Origin of the sequence: Arenibacter flavimaris (assembly GCF_030291335.1) — a bacterium.
In the GTDB taxonomy this organism is placed as follows: Bacteria; Bacteroidota; Bacteroidia; order Flavobacteriales; family Flavobacteriaceae; genus Arenibacter.
Genome location: NZ_JASWIM010000002.1, coordinates 151,408 through 171,691 on the forward strand (window position 1 = coordinate 151,408; position 20,284 = coordinate 171,691).

Below are 20,284 nucleotides of genomic sequence, written 5' to 3' on the forward strand. Positions count from 1 at the left end.
AGTGCATGCATTTAAAAAAAACCTATCGAAAATAATCGATAGGTTTTTTTATTGCTTCAATTTGCTTTATAGTGTTCAGGTAAAAGAGCAAATCTTGATGATCTAGAATTCAAATCCGGTAAAGGCTCTAAATGCAAATGCATAGAGTGCCATGGATAACATTGCCACACAGAAAACGGAGTAGATCTTTAAAAATACTACTACAAATTCTGGTTTACAATTTTCGAATGCCGCTAAATAAATGTTCTTAAAATGTAATAAAGTTCCCATATAGTCTCATTTAGATGATTGTAAATCAAAGCTATAAGGGGTAAAGTTTTCTAGGTAATAAGATTTGGATCTGGTGCAATATACTAATAATCGACTTAAATACTAATCTTGGAAAGGGAAATTGGTTATTGTTGCCCTTTAATTCGCTCAATGGCTTCTTTTATCCGTTCAATTCTATTATCGGGGTCCGGATGTGTACTCTGAAACTCGGGGACTCTATTGGGTCCACCGGCAGCTTTTAGTATTTCCATTACCTTGATCATTTCATAGGGGTCGTAACCGGATTGTATCATAAAAAGCACCCCTAGTTCATCGCTTTCCAATTCATCGTCCCTGCCGTTGGTCAAGAGGGTGTTTTGGCCAATGCTATTGACAATTCCACCAGCATCGGCACCTACCGATGCTCCCATGCTTATGGTCTGCCAAAAGTTGCTATCCGCAATTCTTTCTGCAGAGTGCCTACCAATTACATGCCCAATCTCATGTCCTAATACTCCGGCGAGTTGTGCTTCGTTCAATTGGGAGAAGAGGGCGTAGGTTACAAAAACAGGTCCACCGGGTAGGGCAAAGGCATTGATGGTCTGCTCATCTGCCAATAAATGAAAATCATACTTATATGGTGTTTCCCTGGCAATACTATTGTTTACCAGTTTATTTCCCAACTGATCTACAAAAGACTGTAGTCGTTCATCAGGATATAGACCGCCATATTGTTGGGCCACCTCGGGAGCACTTTGCAGGCCAATGGCTACTTCTTGATCCGTACTCATGTTTATGTTCTGGACCCTACCGGTATAAGGGTTTTCCTCCCTGTTATTGCAGCGCTGTACAAAAGCGAAGGCCACGATTGCCAAGCCTATGAATATCCTAATTTTCCAACTACCTCTTCTCATCTGTGTTTTTTATGGTATAGTTATGAAATTACAAAAAACTATTTAGAGAAGGTCTGGGTTAATGTCTAAAATATTGTTCTGAATATAGCCTTTAAGAAATCCTGAGGTGAAGTTTTCCTTTCCAATGATATCTTCCTCCAACAGCAGTTTAAAAATATTCTTTCGTCTAAAGGACTTTAGCATGGGGATGGAAATAGGAGCATAGCTATAATGCCATGGTTCGTATTTAAATCCCTTTCTTTTGGGGTTATCGGTATACACTAAATAGAAGCCATATTTGTTTGCATTGTCGTCCATCCATTTTTTTAAAAGCGCGAAGGGACCGCCTTCCTCAAATTTTTCGGGTACCAACACGTCCCCTGTGGTCTTTGGATAGCCGTCAATGATGTCTATGTCCGTTCCCCAATGATGTCTACTGGTGCCCGGGATGGTAGAATATTCTATAATTTTTTCAATGGCACCTAATTTGGTCATCCCTTTTTCCTCGGTATATTGTAAATATTTACGTTCCCAAATACCCTCCTGACGATAAAAATTACGATAACTGGATACAATTTTTAGATCCATACCATCACTATAGGCTGCCCTTTTCATCTCTACAAAGGCGTCATGGGCTTCCTTTCTCAGGTTGATGTCCTTGCCGTATAGTTCAATATCCACTTTGCCCATTAGTTCGTCTACGGAATAAATTGTATCCTGGGATAGCGTGAGGCTTGGCAATAGTGAAAGCGCTATTCCGGTATAGCTACTTTTTTTAATAAAAGATCTTCTTTGCATAGCGTAATAATTATTTAATTATAAGCACTCCAAATACCCCAAAAATTCTGCCACGTTTTACATTGAATGGATAATTTGCCATATAATTTGGGACCTATGGATAAAATTGAAATTATAAAGTTACTTAATTTCTGCAAGATTTGGTTCGGACCGGGGTGGAATTACGACAAAGGGTAAGGGGGTGTAAGGGTGGCAGGTTTCCTTGGACAAGTAATACTTTACTGTTGTTCTACCCTGATAAAAGGGGACAACAAATAGGCGTATGCAACGGTCCTTTAAATTAATTCTCCGAATTTTGGGACAGGTACAAATAGCCCTGATGTTTTATTTTTAAATTGTTTAAGGTTATAATGTAAAAATATACCCCCGAGGATAGTCCTGTATCGCCATTGACCAACATATTTCGGTTGGAAATCCCTTCAAATTCGTTGTTATAGTTTTCTTTGTAATATACCAAAACACCATATCTATTAAAGATTTGCAGTAGATTGTTGGGAGATTCCTCTATGCCGTCAATTACCAGGTAATCGTTGGTGCCATCCCCATTGGGTGTTAAAAAATAATTGCCCAATTCTATGGTGGTAAGGCTTTCATTTAGATCAAGGGCCCCACCAATTGTAATTATTTCGTAATCATTGGGAACAAAGGTATCCGAACTTAACGATCCAAAGGAAGACTCCCCTTGCAAGTCCGAATTTCCCAGGTTCATCCATTTCTGTTCACTTTTACTCCAGCCTACCACTATAAGGTCACTAATATACTCTCCAAGATTACTTATATTGCTCCTGTTATCCCAGCTCAAAGTAACTGTGCTAGGGGTGTCTCCTTCCAAGCGCCAAAATTCCTCGTTGCTAACTACAGCTACATTAAAATCCCTAATGCCCGGATCAAAATTTTCATTGAAACTGGATAGTTTATCCTGCCCAACATAGAAATAAGCGCATTTGGCCAAGGCATTAACGCTTTCCGAAGTTATGGTCAAGGGACGAACACGGCCTTCATCGCCAACGGGAAAAGTAAAACTGTCCTTATTGGCAATAGCTCCATAACCGTCAATTTTGGTAGTGTTTCCCTCTCCTACATAAAACGAATCATCGGAAAAGTTTAGGTATACGTTGGAGCGGTCCCTAGGTGTAAATACGTCTCCGTCTATAAAGTTGAAATTATTAAGTATCCCAACGCTTGTTTCAAGATAAAGTCCGTCATTCACCGCCACCTCGGAATCATAAAAAACAGGGGTAAAGCCTCCCGAGATGGTCAAGGGGTCCTTATCGCTATAAAAGCCCACCAACCCTAAATTTTCATCAAAGGTGCCATCGTTTATGACGTCCATATGGAAACCTACCTTGGCGGTTTCATGGATTTGAATATTGCCATAGTTATGTACTGCATCCTGTGCATTACCTAACAATACACCTATGAATATCATTGTAATAAATATGTTTTTAATACAGTTCATAAGGTTTTGGAAATATGGGTGACTTTAGCATTGTTTGTTGTGTTTATCCAATTATTTGCTTTTAACTCTTACCTGGCAGGCCTTTTTTTCATGATATATCATTTTTGAGCTGCCTAAAGCTTATAAAACTGGGTATTTCCTGATTAACTTCACTGGATACATGTTCAATATTTTTTAGTTCGTTACAGTTTATAAAATGAGACACAGTTACAGCTATCCCCAATGCCCCTGGGGGAAACCCTGGATCCTCTTATGGTGGTACTGTCATAGGCCCCTAGTGCCTGTGTGCTTCCAAATATATGGTTATAGGTACCATTCCCGTTATCTATTACCTCATGGGTATGGTTGCCTAAATTTAGGTTTGGGATGGTATCATAGGGGACATTTTCAACTACGATCCTGTAATCTATTGGGGAATTGGTCCTATTCCCGAATTGTAATTGAAATCCGCTGTTCCATTGATCCTGGAAGGTATAAACGGTTAAATCTGTGGTCAAGGTGCCGTCAGGGTCACTGCCTCCATTTCCGTTCAGACCGCCCAGGCGATTGATCAATTGCCATTGGGTCCCGTCACTCTGTAACCAGATAACGGTTTTGGGAGTTAATTCGGTAGTTGGATCCCCCAATTCATTTATATAGGAACCAACGGTCAAAGTTTGCTGTGTAATATTTTTTAAGACGTATACTCTACCCGTTGCTCCATTTGCCGCGGGGAGGGTAATGGATATATTAGAATTTATCACCACGGTATGATGGCTTTCGTTCAGGCTTAGATTACTTCCGGCAGTGGTAATGGCGGTAGATAGGGAGCCGTTTACCTGTAAGGTTGAATTGGCAAGCGATCCGGTATTGACACCTACCCTGGGCAGTGCATTTTGGGAATCGGTACTTCCCTGTACCCGGAAAAGTTCTTTGAGCAAACCATCCCTATAATCATATCGTTTAAAGATAAAGGGTTCCGCTCCGTCGTCGCCGATAATAAATTCTACCTCTCCGTTATTTGAAGTGCCGGCAGATCCGATCTCAAATAAATCGGTTCCGGCAGCACTGCCCTTAAGTCTAAAATTACCATCAGAATTTGTAAAGAACATAGGTTTGTAAAAAGATGCCCCATCCGCCTGGAATTGAAGGGCAGATACACCATTGTTCCCTTGTAGGTAGGTTAAATACTGATTTTGGTCCGTATAATCCGGATAATTTTGAACCAATCCAAGGGTTTGCCTACGACCAAATTTCAGAATGCTGGTATTATTGGACCTAATGTCCATGGCCACATCATTTTTAGTTCCTAAAAAAGAGGCTCCTGCAACTGCCGTATTCCCGTCCAACAACCAGTTGTCATTGGAGGGGGCTGTCCAATTGGTTCCATTGTAAAAGTATATTTTTTTATCTGTGGTATTGTAGAGCATGGAGCCTGTAATAGATCCGCTGATTGCATTCATCTCCGTAGTGCTGGCACTATGCAGCCCCAATAGTAATTCCGGGTCTATTTGGGCCTGGGTTACAAAGGAGGTAGCAAAAAACAATACAGCCATAATATAAGCGTATACCACACGAATCCTTGGATTAGTGGGAGCGGTATTATTTTTGGGAATGGTAGGATCAATTCTTTTGGTCATTGGTTACAGATAGATTTATTTTGAATTATACGCCTAGATATATAAAGGTATTTGCTACCAAATAAGGTTGATACTGTTCGAAAGGCTGATCGGAACCTCCACTGCTAACATTTACAGTATGGGTGTGGTTGCCCGTGGTATTGGTATTGTTACTTCCTCCACTAAGCAAAATATTCCTATAGGCATCAGCACTATGTCTGATGGATTCCCAGGAAAAATAGCCCGAAAAGTCGTGATTGTGGTTGCCATCATTACTCGTGGAACCACTAAAGTTTACATTGGGCAAGTTGGCCTGGGTTAGGGTAGTGCTAGCTTCGCCCCCTATATCGCCAGGGCTTTCCCCCGATTTTGGATGTTTTAGGACGCGGTCCGTGGCGTTGGGGAGATTTCCTGTAATCCCTATGCTATTGGCTGCACTGGCTGCGGAAGTGGAGAGGCTGGTTAACGATCTTCCATTAAGTAAATACCATCCACCGTGATCCGTAGCTTGGAAACTGTGTTTTGTTCGTCCAATTTCCGGTCCGTTGCCACCAACCAACTGCCAAGTTGTTCCATCATAAATATATAGGTTCTTATCGGCTAGATTAAATACCAAAGCTCCGGCGGAGGCACCGCTTATACTGTTCATGCCGGTACTATTGGCTACGGAATGAATAGTAACCAATTCCTCGGCGCTCGGCGTTTGTGCCCTGGAATAGGGAAACACCAAAATGATTATCAGAAGAATTAATAAGTTATGTTTCATTCGCCTAAATAAATTAATGTATTTACCACAATAAAGGGTTGGTATTGGTTTATGCCACTGGATGACCCACCACTATTTACCGTAAAACTGTGATCGTGATCGCCGTCTGTGCTGGAAATGGTTCCACCTCCTGCCAATAATAAATTTCTGTAGGCATCAACATTGTTTCTTATTCTCTCATCACTAAAATAACCGGACACGCGGTGGTTATGGTTCCCATTGGCTGAGGTGGTTCCAGAAAAATTTACATTGGGTAAATTTGCCTGGGTCAATGATATTTGATTACTACCTCCGGTGTTACCAAGACCTTGACTCCCGTTACTTTGTTTAAGGACCCTATCTTGGGCATTGGGCAGCCTTCTTCTAAATCCTAAGGCTGAGGCAGCCGTTCTGGCATTGGAGGGCAGGCTATTGATTCTTCTTCCATCCAGTACGTACCAACCACCCTGGTCCGAATTGCCAAAACCTGTCTTAATATCGCCTAGGTATACATCCGTTGTGGCTTGGGTCCATTGAATACCGTCATAGTTGGTAAAGGAATTGCTAGTGCTATTGAATGCCAAACTACCTGTATTGGGACCGGTAACACCAGCCAATTCAGTGGCATCAAGGTTGTGCACGGTCAACAGCAGCTCGCCATCTACCTGGGCCTCTAGGGCCATAATACAATTAAATAATATGATCAGGTTAAATATTCTCTTCATCATTTCTTAAAAATCCAGAATCATAAACATAAATTCAGAATTAAATCTTACCCGGTTGGACGCTCCATTGTCATTATCCCCAATTATGACTTCAAAACTGGAGGATGTCTGATTAATGTATCCTATGCCTGGGTTGTCGTTACCAGCTCCATTACGGTCTGGTTGGGTCAATTGAATAATATAATTATCAGTGGAGACCATACCGGAAGGAAGGTTAACCCTATAATGCCCTTTTCCGGATAATTTGGTTACCGTTATTCCTGCTGTTGCTTTAATAATTCCACCAGCTGCCGATATTTTTCCTATAGCTTTGATCATATTATCTCCTTGGGGTCCCGTTGGTCCTGCTGGCCCTGTTGGTCCAGTGGCCCCATCGGTTCCGTTGGTGCCAGCGGCACCGGTTGGACCGGTAGCACCGGTATTTCCTTTATCTCCTTTAGGTCCAATGGCACCATCAATACCATCAGATCCTGCTGGACCCGCTGGTCCGGTAGCTCCCGTATCACCTTTATCGCCCTTGTCACCTTTGGCACCAGTAGCACCTGTATCTCCTTTTTCGCCTTGGTCTCCCTTGACTCCAGTTTCACCTTTTTCACCAGTCGCTCCAGTAACCCCTTGGATTCCCTGAGGACCTGTGGCCCCTGTATCTCCTTTTTCACCCTGGTCGCCCTTGGCTCCGGTCTCACCTTTTTCACCAGTTGCTCCGGTTACTCCTTGTATACCTTGGGCACCAGTAGCACCGGTAACTCCTTGAATTCCTTGTGGGCCTGTGGCACCAGTAGCACCTGTATCTCCTTTTTCACCTTGGTCTCCCTTGGCTCCGGTTTCACCTTTTTCACCAGTCGCTCCGGTTACTCCTTGTATACCTTGGGCACCAGTAGCACCTGTCTCACCTTTTTCACCTTGGTCGCCCTTGGCTCCAGTCTCACCCTTGTCACCTTTTTCTCCTGTAGCGCCGGTTACCCCTTGAATTCCTTGAGGGCCTGTGGCACCTGTATCTCCTTTTTCACCTTGGTCGCCCTTGGCTCCGGTCTCACCTTTTTCACCAGTCGCTCCGGTAACCCCTTGGATTCCCTGAGGGCCTGTGGCCCCTGTATCTCCTTTTTCACCCTGGTCGCCCTTGGCTCCGGTCTCACCTTTTTCACCAGTTGCTCCGGTTACTCCTTGTATACCTTGGGCACCAGTAGCACCAGTAGCACCTGTATCTCCTTTTTCGCCTTGGTCTCCCTTGGCTCCAGTCTCACCTTTCTCTCCTGTAGCTCCAGTTACTCCTTGGATTCCCTGAGCTCCTGTGGCCCCTGTATCTCCTTTTTCACCTTGGTCGCCCTTGGCTCCGGTTTCACCTTTTTCACCAGTCGCTCCGGTTACTCCTTGTATACCTTGGGCACCAGTAGCACCTGTCTCACCCTTTTCACCTTGGTCTCCCTTGGCTCCGGTTTCACCTTTCTCGCCTGTAGCGCCGGTTACCCCTTGGATTCCCTGAGGGCCTGTGGCACCTGTATCTCCTTTTTCGCCTTGGTCTCCCTTGGCACCAGTCTCACCTTTCTCGCCAGTAGCACCGGTTATGCCTTGAATTCCCTGAGGTCCTGTGGCACCTGTATCTCCTTTTTCGCCTTGGTCTCCCTTGGCTCCAGTTTCACCTTTCTCTCCTGTAGCACCGGTTACCCCCTGAATTCCCTGAGGTCCTGTGGCACCTGTATCTCCTTTTTCGCCTTGGTCTCCCTTGGCACCAGTTTCACCTTTCTCGCCTGTAGCGCCGGTTGCTCCTTGGATTCCCTGAGCTCCAGTAGCACCGGTTACTCCTTGTATACCTTGTGGACCTGTGGCACCTGTATCTCCTTTTTCGCCTTGGTCGCCCTTGGCTCCGGTTTCACCTTTTTCTCCTGTAGCACCGGTTACTCCTTGTATACCTTGAGGGCCTGTGGCACCTGTATCTCCTTTTTCACCTTGGTCGCCCTTGGCTCCGGTCTCACCCTTGTCACCTTTCTCGCCAGTAGCGCCGGTTACCCCCTGAATTCCCTGAGGACCAGTAGCACCTGTATCTCCTTTTTCGCCCTGATCGCCCTTGGCTCCGGTTTCACCTTTCTCGCCAGTAGCACCGGTTACTCCTTGTATACCTTGGGCACCAGTAGCACCTGTCTCACCTTTTTCGCCCTGGTCGCCCTTGGCCCCAGTCTCACCCTTGTCACCTTTTTCTCCTGTGGCACCGGTTACTCCCTGAATTCCCTGAGGTCCTGTGGCACCTGTATCTCCTTTTTCGCCTTGTTCTCCCTTGGCTCCGGTTTCACCTTTCTCGCCTGTAGCGCCGGTTACCCCTTGAATTCCCTGAGGACCTGTGGCACCTGTATCTCCTTTTTCGCCCTGGTCGCCCTTGGCTCCGGTCTCACCTTTTTCTCCTGTAGCGCCGGTTACTCCTTGAATTCCTTGTGGGCCTGTGGCACCGGTTTCACCTTTCTCGCCAGTAGCGCCGGTAACTCCTTGTATACCTTGGGCACCAGTAGCACCTATGGCACCTGTATCTCCTTTTTCACCCTGGTCTCCCTTGGCTCCGGTTTCACCTTTCTCGCCTGTAGCGCCGGTTACCCCTTGAATTCCTTGAAGTCCTGTGGCACCTGTATCTCCTTTTTCGCCTTGGTCTCCCTTGGCTCCGGTTTCACCTTTCTCTCCTGTAGCACCGGTTACTCCTTGTATACCTTGAGGGCCTGTGGCACCTGTGTCTCCTTTTTCGCCCTGGTCGCCCTTGGCTCCAGTCTCTCCTTTTTCACCCTGGTCGCCCTTGGCACCGGTTTCACCTTTCTCGCCAGTAGCGCCGGTTACCCCTTGAATTCCTTGAGGGCCTGTGGCACCTGTATCTCCTTTTTCACCCTGGTCGCCCTTGGCACCGGTTTCACCTTTCTCGCCAGTAGCGCCGGTTACCCCTTGAATTCCTTGAGGGCCTGTGGCACCTGTATCTCCTTTTTCACCTTGGTCGCCCTTGGCTCCGGTTTCACCTTTTTCGCCAGTCGCTCCAGTAACCCCCTGAATTCCCTGAGCTCCAGTAGCACCTGTCTCACCTTTTTCACCTTGGTCGCCCTTGGCTCCAGTCTCACCTTTTTCGCCCTGGTCGCCCTTGGATCCAGTTTCACCTTTCTCGCCTGTAGCGCCGGTAACCCCTTGGATTCCTTGTGGGCCTGTGGCACCTGTATCTCCTTTTTCGCCCTGATCGCCCTTGGCACCAGTCTCACCTTTTTCACCAGTCGCTCCGGTTACTCCTTGTATACCTTGGGCACCAGTAGCACCTGTATCTCCTTTTTCACCTTGGTCTCCCTTGACTCCAGTCTCACCTTTCTCGCCAGTAGCGCCGGTTACCCCTTGAATTCCTTGAGGGCCTGTGGCACCTGTATCTCCTTTTTCACCTTGGTCGCCCTTGGCTCCGGTTTCACCTTTTTCGCCAGTCGCTCCAGTAACCCCCTGAATTCCCTGAGCTCCAGTAGCACCTGTCTCACCTTTTTCACCTTGGTCGCCCTTGGCTCCAGTCTCACCTTTTTCGCCCTGGTCGCCCTTGGATCCAGTTTCACCTTTCTCGCCTGTAGCGCCGGTAACCCCTTGGATTCCTTGTGGGCCTGTGGCACCTGTATCTCCTTTTTCGCCCTGATCGCCCTTGGCACCAGTCTCACCTTTTTCACCAGTCGCTCCGGTTACTCCTTGTATACCTTGGGCACCAGTAGCACCTGTATCTCCTTTTTCACCTTGGTCTCCCTTGACTCCAGTCTCACCTTTCTCGCCTGTAGCGCCGGTAACTCCTTGGATTCCCTGAGGACCTGTGGCACCTGTGTCTCCTTTTTCACCTTGGTCTCCCTTGGCTCCAGTCTCACCTTTCTCTCCTGTAGCTCCAGTTACGCCTTGTATACCTTGGGCACCAGTAGCACCTGTCTCACCTTTTTCGCCTTGGTCACCCTTGGCGCCGGTCTCACCTTTCTCGCCAGTAGCGCCGGTTACGCCTTGAATTCCCTGAGCTCCTGTGGCGCCTGTATCTCCTTTTTCGCCTTGGTCTCCCTTGACTCCAGTCTCACCTTTTTCTCCTGTAGCCCCGGTTACTCCTTGAATTCCTTGTGGGCCTGTGGCACCTGTATCTCCTTTTTCGCCCTGGTCACCCTTGACTCCAGTCTCACCTTTCTCTCCTGTAGCTCCAGTTACGCCTTGTATACCTTGGGCACCAGTAGCACCAGTAGCACCTGTGTCTCCTTTTTCGCCTTGGTCACCTTTGGCTCCGGTCTCACCTTTCTCGCCTGTAGCGCCGGTTACCCCTTGAATTCCCTGAGCACCAGTAGCACCTGTATCTCCTTTTTCACCAGTCGCTCCGGTTACTCCTTGTATACCTTGAGCACCAGTAGCACCTGTATCTCCTTTTTCACCTTGGTCGCCCTTGGCTCCGGTCTCACCTTTCTCGCCTGTAGCGCCGGTTACCCCTTGAATTCCTTGAGGGCCTGTGGCACCTGTGTCTCCTTTTTCGCCCTGGTCGCCCTTGGCTCCAGTTTCACCTTTTTCACCAGTTGCTCCGGTTACTCCTTGTATACCTTGTGGACCTGTGGCACCTGTATCTCCTTTTTCACCCTGGTCGCCCTTGGCACCGGTTTCACCTTTCTCGCCAGTCGCTCCTGTAACCCCCTGAATTCCCTGAGGACCAGTAGCACCTGTCTCACCTTTTTCGCCCTGGTCGCCCTTGGCTCCAGTCTCTCCTTTTTCACCCTGGTCGCCCTTGGCTCCGGTTTCACCTTTCTCGCCTGTAGCGCCGGTTACCCCTTGAATTCCCTGAGCACCAGTAGCACCTGTATCTCCTTTTTCACCTTGTTCTCCCTTGGCTCCGGTTTCACCTTTCTCGCCAGTAGCGCCGGTTACCCCTTGAATTCCTTGAATTCCTGTGGCACCTGTATCTCCTTTTTCGCCTTGGTCGCCCTTGGCTCCGGTCTCACCTTTCTCGCCAGTAGCACCTGTCTCACCTTTCTCTCCTGTAGCTCCAGTAACCCCTTGGATTCCCTGAGGACCTGTGGCACCTGTGTCTCCTTTTTCACCCTGGTCGCCCTTGGCTCCGGTTTCACCTTTCTCGCCAGTAGCTCCGGTTACACCTTGAATTCCTTGTGGGCCTGTGGCACCTGTATCTCCTTTTTCACCTTGTTCACCCTTGGCACCGGTTTCACCTTTTTCACCAGTAGCGCCGGTAACTCCCTGAATTCCCTGAGCACCAGTAGCACCGGTTACTCCTTGTATACCTTGAGGGCCTGTGGCACCTGTCTCACCTTGGTCTCCCTTGGCTCCGGTTTCACCTTTCTCTCCTGTAGCGCCGGTTACTCCTTGTATACCTTGGGCACCAGTAGCACCTGTGTCTCCTTTTTCACCTTGGTCTCCCTTGGCTCCGGTTTCACCTTTTTCACCAGTAGCGCCGGTTACCCCTTGTATACCTTGGGCACCAGTAGCACCTGTATCTCCTTTTTCACCTTGGTCGCCTTTGGCTCCAGTTTCACCTTTCTCGCCAGTAGCGCCGGTTACACCTTGAATTCCTTGTGGGCCTGTGGCACCTGTATCTCCTTTTTCACCTTGTTCTCCCTTGGCTCCAGTCTCACCTTTCTCGCCAGTAGCCCCGGTTACCCCTTGAATTCCCTGAGGACCTGTGGCACCTGTGTCTCCTTTTTCACCTTGGTCGCCCTTGGCTCCGGTCTCACCTTTCTCGCCTGTAGCGCCGGTTACCCCTTGTATACCTTGGGCACCAGTAGCACCTGTATCTCCTTTTTCGCCCTGGTCTCCCTTGGCTCCGGTTTCACCTTTTTCGCCTGTAGCCCCGGTTACTCCTTGAATTCCTTGAGCTCCAGTAGCACCTGTATCTCCTTTTTCACCTTGGTCGCCCTTGGCTCCGGTTTCACCCTTGTCACCTTTTTCACCAGTTGCTCCAGTTACTCCTTGAATTCCCTGAGCTCCAGTAGCACCTGTCTCACCTTTTTCACCTTGGTCTCCCTTGGCACCGGTTTCACCTTTCTCGCCTGTAGCGCCGGTTACCCCCTGAATTCCCTGAGGTCCTGTGGCACCTGTATCTCCTTTTTCGCCCTGGTCTCCCTTGGCTCCAGTTTCACCTTTCTCTCCTGTAGCTCCAGTTACGCCTTGTATACCTTGGGCACCAGTAGCACCTGTCTCACCTTTTTCGCCCTGGTCGCCCTTGGCTCCAGTCTCACCTTTCTCGCCTGTAGCGCCGGTTACCCCTTGAATTCCCTGAGCTCCTGTGGCACCTGTGTCTCCTTTTTCGCCTTGGTCGCCCTTGGCTCCGGTCTCACCCTTGTCACCTTTGGCACCAGTTGCGCCGGTTACCCCTTGAATTCCTTGAAGTCCTGTGGCCCCTGTATCTCCTTTTTCGCCCTGGTCTCCCTTGGCTCCAGTTTCACCTTTTTCGCCTGTAGCGCCAGTTACCCCTTGTATTCCTTGAGCTCCAGTAGCACCTGTATCTCCTTTTTCGCCCTGGTCGCCCTTGACTCCAGTTTCACCTTTTTCTCCTGTAGCACCGGTTACTCCTTGTATACCTTGGGCACCAGTAGCACCTGTGTCTCCTTTTTCACCTTGGTCGCCCTTGGCTCCGGTCTCACCTTTCTCGCCTGTAGCGCCGGTTACCCCTTGAATTCCCTGAGCACCAGTAGCACCAGTAGCACCTGTATCTCCTTTTTTACCTTGGTCTCCCTTGGCTCCGGTTTCACCTTTCTCGCCTGTAGCGCCGGTTACCCCTTGGATTCCTTGAACTCCTGTGGCACCTGTATCTCCTTTTTCGCCTTGGTCTCCCTTGGCTCCAGTTTCACCTTTGGCACCAGTTGCTCCAGTTGCTCCTTGGATTCCCTGAGCTCCTGTGGCCCCTGTATCTCCTTTTTCACCTTGGTCGCCCTTGGCTCCGGTTTCACCTTTTTCACCAGTCGCTCCGGTTACTCCTTGTATACCCTGAGGGCCTGTGGCACCTGTGTCTCCTTTTTCGCCTTGATCTCCCTTGGCTCCAGTGTCACCCTTGGCTCCGTCTATACCATTAATACCAGCAGGACCTTGTGGTCCTGTTAAGTTTGAAGTCGTAAAATTTGTTCCGTCTGTATAATTGAAGGTAAACGTCCCGTTGCCATTGTCTACGGTAGATTGTATGCCTACACCTCCGGTAGCCGAGGGGCCACCTGTACAAAGGCTGTTCCATTGTGTTCCGTTGTAGAAGAAAACACATTGCGCATCCGTGTTAAAGACCATTGCCCCGCGAAGAGGTTTAATGGTTTGCATTTGGGAATTGGTAACCCTTGTAAGTACAAACGCCTTGGTAGTACTTTCCAATTCAACTATGGAAGCCGCATTAATGCTGTTTGGGTTTTCACCAATTTTTACTTGTGCAGTTGCAAAGGTGCAACTCATCAAGATCAGTATAAGAAATAATTTTTTAAAGTCCATTGAAGGGGGTTTGGGGTGCAAAAACCTATATGACTCCAAAATTAACTGACCTATAAAGGAATGTTAAATAAATGTTGTGAATACAATAAAAGCTGTTGTGTACCAGCGTAGTTGAAAATTTGAACCAAGGAATATGCCGTTCATCGATGGAATACTTGTAAGTAAATACATACAAGATGATGGATAAAGGGGCTTAGTTGCTAGAAATTGGATACTGGATATGGGAAATTGGATATAAAACTTTCAACTTTGAAACTTTCAGTGTTCCAAATACAAAAATCCTTGATAGTTAAGTTTAAGGTCCTTCATGGCAATTACGTAGAAGTAGACACCATTGGGCAATCCGGCTGCACGGTTTATGACCAAATTGTCCAGATTGGAGAAACCGGTGAATCCGTTGGTATAATTGTCCTCCTCATATACCTTTTGGCCCTGCCGGTTATAAATACTGATGGTATCGTCATTGGAAAGTTCCAGTTCCTCAATGTATAGGGCATCGTTTACACCATCCCCATTGGGGGTTACCAGGTAATTGTCCAGCGTAAGCAATTCCTTGGCCGTGGCTTCCGCGGCAAAGGTGATGATGGCATAATCGTCCGGTACAAAATTGTCCGAAATTAAAAAGCCCTGGTTCAGATCGCCTACTACGGAGGCAGCGCCCAGGTTAACCCAGGATTTACCGCCAATGTTCCAACCTACCGGAATTATCTTGGCCACCTCCTCGGTAAGGGCGGCCATATTGCTGCGCTCGTTCCAGCTGATCTGTATGCTGGAAGAAACACTGCCCTCCAAATGCCAAAACTCCACCTCACTGATATCGCCCATGGTCCTGGGCTTTTTGGTGGGATCAAAACTCTGTGGAAAGGTGGCAGGGTTGGATGGATTTTCAAAATAATAGGCACATTTGGCAAAGCTATTGGTGCCACTGCTATTTAGGGTCAGGGAGCGCAACTGCTCCGAATCGCCTACTGGAAAAATAAAATTCTGTTCGTTGTTAAGGGTAACATAGCCGTCAACTTTGGAAAGATCGCCCTCGCCTACATAAAAGGCATCCTGCAGAAAATTAAAATAAATATCCTGTTGTAGTCTTGGGGTCATAAAGTTGCCTGCCACAAAATTGGTGTTGGAGCTAACGCTCATACCGATGTTGAGCAATACCCCTTGGTCATTGGCAATCTCGGTATCGAAGAAAGCAGGCATAAAGGCGCCGGAAACACTGATCGTATTACTGCCATAAAAACCGGCCAGTCCCAAATTCTGGTCAAAGGCCGCATTGTTGATCAGATCGGTGTGGAAACCAATCTGTCCCTCATCGTGGATACGGATGTTGCCACTGTTGTACAGGGCCGTTTGGGCCTGTAGGCCTAGCCCTATCATCAATACGAGTATGCTGATTATACGTTTCATCTTCTTTGGGCCAACCCCCTTAGTTCTTATTCTTTAATAACGCCTTTATTTCATCCATGTCCTTGCGGAGCGACTGTAGTTCTGCGGACAGGGATTGGTTTTCGGATGTTAATTGTTCTATTTTCTTTTCCTGCTCTATGGTATGTAGGAACAATTCCTCTATTTTTTCGAGGTTGATTTCAGTAGCTCTATTCACAAGAATCCCTCCTTTTTGTTCAACTTCCTTGGCAGAGGGAACACCTGGTAAATGATTATTCGTTCTAGTATATTCCTCAATTTCGCTTAGACTAAGCATCTCATAATTGGAATTGAGAATACTTTTGCCTTGGAAATATTTTTCGAAAACATAATCAGGAGTTATGGTGCCAGTTGCCAGTATATCTCCATCAACATGTAGTTTTACTGTTGGGGCGATTCCAATACCCACATTTCCAGAACCACTCAAAACTAGATTGTTACCATCTAAATTAAGAGTCCTTGGACCAGATAGACTCCCATTTGTAGTAAAGATATTAGGCACAGTACCTGATAGAAGAAGTGCCCCACCGTCGGTTCCACTTGCCGAAATGAGATTCCCTGTATCTCCACTTACGATGGTCGGTGCGGAAATTGCCCCTAACTGGGTGTCGACGTATGTCTTTACCGCTAGCTCTGTAGGGAAAAGAGTATTTGTGGCGTCCGCCAGGTTGACGTCTGTTGATTTGTTCGCTGTATCTTCCTTCAATGCGATGGCGTTGTTTGCCGCAGTTTCGTTTGCATCGACATCTGCCTGTACCGTTGCTATGGCCGCGGAATTGTCCAGTGCCGAGATGTCAGCGGAAAAAGAAGTGGCGCCTTCGGTCACTGTGAGGTCCGTACCATCAAATGAGACTGCGGTAATATCATCGTCCGATACGGTTGCGATCTGGGTGTCGACGTAAGTCTTTACCGCTAGTTCTGTCGGGAAAAGGGTATTTGTAGCGTCCGCCAGGTTGACATCGGTTGATTTGTTCGCTGTATCTTCCTTCAATGCGATGGCGTTGTTTGCCGCAGTTTCGTTTGCATCGACATCTGCCTGTACCGTTGCTATGGCCGCGGAATTGTCCAGTGCCGAGATGTCAGCGGAAAAAGAAGTGGCGCCTTCGGTCACCGTCAGGTCCGTACCATCAAATGTGACAGCTGTAATATCGTCATCTGCCGCAGCTCCAGCGATTTGTGTATCGACGTAAGTTTTTACCGCTAGCTCTGTAGGGAAAAGGGTATTTGTGGCGTCCGCCAGGTTGACATCGGTTGATTTGTTCGCTGTATCTTCCTTCAATGCGATGGCGTTGTTTGCCGCAGTCTCGTTTGCATCGACATCTGCCTGTACCGTTGCTATGGCCGCGGAATCGTCCAGTGCCGAGATGTCAGCGGAAAAAGAAGTGGCGCCTTCGGTCACTGTGAGGTCCGTACCATCAAATGAGACTGCGGTAATATCATCGTCCGATACGGTTGCGATCTGGGTATCGACGTAAGTCTTTACCGCTAGTTCTGTCGGGAAAAGGGTATTTGTGGCGTCCGCCAGGTTGACATCGGTTGATTTGTTCGCTGTATCTTCCTTCAATGCGATGGCGTTGTTTGCCGCAGTTTCGTTTGCATCGACATCTGCCTGTACCGTTGCTATGGCCGAGGAATCGTCCAGTGCCGAGATGTCAGCGGAAAAAGAAGTGGCGCCTTCGGTCACTGTGAGGTCCGTACCATCAAATGAGACTGCGGTAATATCATCGTCCGATACGGTTGCGATCTGGGTGTCGACGTAAGTCTTTACCGCTAGTTCTGTCGGGAAAAGGGTATTTGTGGCGTCCGCCAGGTTGACATCGGTTGATTTGTTCGCTGTATCCTCTTTTAAAGCTATGTTAGATGAAAGCTCCGCATCAGTTGCAAACACAGCGTCTAAATCTACAGGCCAATCAACACCATCTTCCGTAATAGTAAGCGTCGTAGTATTAAGTCCGAATGCCGTTATTAATTCGTCCGTTGGTACACCACCCCCAGCTGCCACAATGTTGTCATCCACATATTTTTTGGTGGCTGCATCTTGGTCCAGCGTTGGATCCATAAGATCACTAATTTGAAGGTTTCCAGCACTATTGTCATTTCCGAGCACACTGGCCAGGTCTTGATTACCTACTATGGCCCCAATTGCCACATCTATTCCCGCTAAATGTGCTTCTACATTAGCTGTACCTGCTGTATAATTAGTTGGTGTGGCGGTTACCGGGACTGCAGCCGCGTTTTGTGAATCGGTGTTATCCAAAAAAGCAGTAAGATTTATCGGTGTTCCTCCGTTGTCTAATGTAAGAAGGTTACCTGCTTCTAGAGTCAATTGTTGATTATCGGTATTATCAAGAAATGGAGTAAGATTGATAGGCGTACCTCCATCTTCTAAAGTAAGAAGGTTGCCTGCCTCTAGTGTCAATTGTTGCTCATCAGTATCAGTACCACCATCATCATCAACCCAAGTATAAACACCAGCGCCATTAGTGGAAAGTACTTGTCCGGCGTTTCCACCGGTCGGGAGTTCTATTTCGTTATTGGAATCATCATCTCCATCAACATAATATGCGCCACCATCCGTTCCGGCTGTTATGGAATTTGTTGGAGTATCTGTACTCACAATTGTCTGGGCAGAACCACCTATCTGGGCATCTACATACGCCATAGTAGCGGCATCCTGAGGGTCTTGTGGGTCGTCTAAATTGATTATTCTATTGTTGCCCAAGCTTACATCGGCTGCAGCAGGCCCAAATCCACTCAAGGGAATATTGGCCTTGTCCAATTTGGCGTCGGTAACATTTCCATTTAAAATGTCCCCGGTCCTTACCTCGCCATCCCTAATAATCCCCGAGGTAACGGAATTGTTGGCGAGCTGTGGTTCCCCCACGGCATTCAGTGCTATTTTTGGGGAACTAATGGCCAAATCGGCAATAGTTACCGCTCCCGTATTATCAATGGTTGCATCCCCGCCCATGGCAACCCCTGTAGCTACATTGGCGGCATTGCCCACAAAAATATTCCCATCGTTCAAGGTGCTGGCTGCCCCAGACACCAAATCCACATAGGTCTTTACCGCATTCTGGGTGGGGTAGAGGGTAGTGGAATTTCCCAGGGCCGTATCATCCGATTTGTTGGAAAGATCTTCCTTGGTGAGTAGTGTAGCAACATTGGTGGCAATGTTCGTACTGTTCTGTGCAATATTGTTGGCGTTCACGGTAATACTGTTGGCATTGGCAAGAATATCCCCAATCACGGTATCGGCCACCTTAATGGGATCCGTTGCAGTACCTGCTCCCGTAATGGTGGTCTGGTCTGCCTGGGTAGCCCCCAACTCGTTCTTGTTGAGCCATACCACATTGCCGCCGGCATCGGTCGTCAATAGCTGATCAAAGGCCCCGGGTTCTACGTCCTCTGGTTTAATACTGCCATCAATTATCTCTAAAGTACCTACTGCAGCTTCCTGTATTTCGGTTTTTCCTACCGTATTGTCCTGTAGTTCGGAGGTGCCAACGGAATTGGGCGCCAATTGTCGCTCCCCAATAGTGGCCGTTGCAATATCGGCACCGAATACAGTTTCGTTAACTATATTCATCCCGGTAATCTCCCCTACCTTTAGGTCGTAGTTATTGCCCCCTGTGGAAGTAATTACAACCGTGCCATCGTCCGAGGTAAAGGTGATGGAACCGGCCACGGCATCGCAGATGTCCTTCCACTCCGCGCCTGTATAATAATGGATACATTCTATGTCCGTATTGTACACCATGGCGCCTGCCGATGGCGTAATGGCGTTCATTTGTGCAGTGTTTACACGCGTTATGACCAGTACCCTGGAGCTGCTCTCCAACTCCAATACCGAACTAGGGTCTATATTTTGCGGGTTGTCCCCGATCTTTATCTGGGCCTGCACAGCCATTCCCAATAGCAGGCAAAAAAAGAAGTGGATATATTTCATTTTCAATTTTTTTTTAGTGTTCTCCTATTGTGTTGTTTTAAAGTTCAAAGACCAAAGTATTTTGCATCCATAACCGGCGGATTTATACCTAAATCCATACGTTATAAAAATAGGATGCCTATACTTTTAATTTATGGGCTATCAAAAGTAAAGTTATCGTAAGATATTTACAGTTTTATCGGGTAAAATACGTTACTACTAGGTGAACTGAAATGAATCCTTGTTAAAAGGGAATATTCTTACTTTCATAAGGTTTTTTTCCAGTTTCAAAGATACGGGCCGTACCTTCTCCCTTAAGACTTTTATGGTCTCCGTCCACTAAAATATAGTTGCCTTCCCGAAGGCCTATGACCGGGGTGGTATTAAGGATATGGAATTCACGGATCCTGGTCTCCCTGGTTTCCCCTTTGTGCTGACTTTTGGGGTCCGGATCCAAATAATGGGGGTTAAGATTAAAATTGACCACGCCCAAGGTGTCAAAACTGGGTGGGTACACTATGGGCATATCATTGGTGGTCTTCATATTGGGACCGGCAATATTACTACCTGCACTGCTGCCTAGATAGGGGGTGGCAGTTTCTATTTTTTGCTTTAAAGGGGCCATAAGCTGCAGCTGGTGCAATTGTTGCACCAAGAGAAACGTATTTCCCCCGCCCGTAAAAATACCTTCTGCTTGGGCAAGGCCTTCAAGCGGATCTTTAAAAGTATGGAGTCCCACCACTGTTTTATTTATTTTGGAAAAGGCCATTGCCGCCAGGGCGGTATAATCATCATGGGAAATACCGCCAGGTCTGGCGTAAGGGATAAAGGTAATGGTGGAACGCTCCTTGAAAAAGGACTCCAATTCTTCCAAAAGATATTCCAAATACCCTTGTCCAAACAGGGTAGAGGTACTTGCCAATAATATTTGTTTCATATGGTGGTAATTACTTGTTTCTAGTTCAATCTAAAGTTTTCACTATGCCTCTGCATCGGGCCTGCCTGTTCGTTAGGCAGGGTTTCCTAT

11 protein-coding genes are annotated in these 20,284 nt (G+C 47.4%); all 11 read right to left on the reverse strand.

Going from position 1 to position 20,284, the window contains the following annotated elements:
• Positions 1-102 precede the first annotated feature (102 nt).
• Complete coding sequence (locus tag QSE00_RS25145; protein ID WP_309148926.1) at positions 103-270, reverse strand: DUF6747 family protein; 168 nt, start codon at positions 268-270, stop codon at positions 103-105.
• A 125-nt stretch (positions 271-395) separates the two neighbouring features.
• The gene (locus tag QSE00_RS02750; RefSeq protein WP_110356586.1) at positions 396-1,163 is read right to left on the reverse strand and encodes a M48 family metalloprotease; all 768 of its coding nucleotides are present in this window, start codon (positions 1,161-1,163) and stop codon (positions 396-398) included.
• A gap of 42 nt (positions 1,164-1,205) precedes the next feature.
• Positions 1,206-1,940 (reverse strand): M15 family metallopeptidase, encoded by a 735-nt coding sequence (locus QSE00_RS02755; protein WP_286104795.1) that lies wholly within the window; start codon positions 1,938-1,940, stop codon positions 1,206-1,208.
• A 280-nt stretch (positions 1,941-2,220) separates the two neighbouring features.
• Positions 2,221-3,369 carry a gliding motility-associated C-terminal domain-containing protein gene (locus QSE00_RS02760; protein WP_286104796.1) on the reverse strand — a complete coding sequence of 383 codons (1,149 nt, stop codon included), beginning with the start codon at positions 3,367-3,369 and terminating at the stop codon, positions 2,221-2,223.
• A gap of 212 nt (positions 3,370-3,581) precedes the next feature.
• Entirely contained in the window at positions 3,582-5,018 is a 1,437-nt protein-coding gene (locus tag QSE00_RS02765) for a hypothetical protein (protein ID WP_286104797.1), read from the reverse strand.
• A gap of 25 nt (positions 5,019-5,043) precedes the next feature.
• On the reverse strand, positions 5,044-5,763 hold the full coding sequence (locus tag QSE00_RS02770; protein ID WP_110356590.1) for a hypothetical protein: 720 nt from the start codon (positions 5,761-5,763) through the stop codon (positions 5,044-5,046).
• Entirely contained in the window at positions 5,760-6,470 is a 711-nt protein-coding gene (locus QSE00_RS02775; protein WP_286104798.1) for a hypothetical protein, read from the reverse strand. The genes QSE00_RS02770 and QSE00_RS02775 overlap by 4 nt, the downstream gene beginning before the upstream one ends.
• Positions 6,471-6,473: 3 nt before the next feature.
• Positions 6,474-13,904 (reverse strand): hypothetical protein, encoded by a 7,431-nt coding sequence (locus tag QSE00_RS02780; RefSeq protein WP_286104799.1) that lies wholly within the window; start codon positions 13,902-13,904, stop codon positions 6,474-6,476.
• Between the two features lie 258 nt (positions 13,905-14,162).
• Complete coding sequence (locus tag QSE00_RS02785) at positions 14,163-15,311, reverse strand: gliding motility-associated C-terminal domain-containing protein (RefSeq protein ID WP_110356593.1); 1,149 nt, start codon at positions 15,309-15,311, stop codon at positions 14,163-14,165.
• A 19-nt stretch (positions 15,312-15,330) separates the two neighbouring features.
• Positions 15,331-19,278 carry a hypothetical protein gene (locus QSE00_RS02790; protein ID WP_286104800.1) on the reverse strand — a complete coding sequence of 1,316 codons (3,948 nt, stop codon included), beginning with the start codon at positions 19,276-19,278 and terminating at the stop codon, positions 15,331-15,333.
• A 223-nt stretch (positions 19,279-19,501) separates the two neighbouring features.
• Positions 19,502-20,194, reverse strand: coding sequence for a dipeptidase PepE (gene pepE, locus QSE00_RS02795; RefSeq protein ID WP_286104801.1), 693 nt, complete (start codon positions 20,192-20,194; stop codon positions 19,502-19,504).
• Positions 20,195-20,284 lie beyond the last annotated feature (90 nt).

Bases quoted from the DNA above. Each gene is read 5' to 3' on its own strand.
- pepE (WP_286104801.1), bottom strand. From the start codon at position 20,194: ATGAAACAAATATTATTGGCAAGTACCTCTACCCTGTTTGGACAAGGG.
- QSE00_RS02780 (WP_286104799.1), bottom strand. From the start codon at position 13,904: ATGGACTTTAAAAAATTATTTCTTATACTGATCTTGATGAGTTGCACC.
- QSE00_RS02765 (WP_286104797.1), bottom strand. From the start codon at position 5,018: ATGACCAAAAGAATTGATCCTACCATTCCCAAAAATAATACCGCTCCC.
- QSE00_RS02770 (WP_110356590.1), bottom strand. From the start codon at position 5,763: ATGAAACATAACTTATTAATTCTTCTGATAATCATTTTGGTGTTTCCC.
- QSE00_RS02775 (WP_286104798.1), bottom strand. From the start codon at position 6,470: ATGATGAAGAGAATATTTAACCTGATCATATTATTTAATTGTATTATG.
- QSE00_RS02760 (WP_286104796.1), bottom strand. From the start codon at position 3,369: ATGATATTCATAGGTGTATTGTTAGGTAATGCACAGGATGCAGTACAT.
- QSE00_RS02750 (WP_110356586.1), bottom strand. From the start codon at position 1,163: ATGAGAAGAGGTAGTTGGAAAATTAGGATATTCATAGGCTTGGCAATC.
- QSE00_RS25145 (WP_309148926.1), bottom strand. From the start codon at position 270: ATGGGAACTTTATTACATTTTAAGAACATTTATTTAGCGGCATTCGAA.
- QSE00_RS02790 (WP_286104800.1), bottom strand. From the start codon at position 19,278: ATGAAATATATCCACTTCTTTTTTTGCCTGCTATTGGGAATGGCTGTG.
- QSE00_RS02755 (WP_286104795.1), bottom strand. From the start codon at position 1,940: ATGCAAAGAAGATCTTTTATTAAAAAAAGTAGCTATACCGGAATAGCG.
- QSE00_RS02785 (WP_110356593.1), bottom strand. From the start codon at position 15,311: ATGAAACGTATAATCAGCATACTCGTATTGATGATAGGGCTAGGCCTA.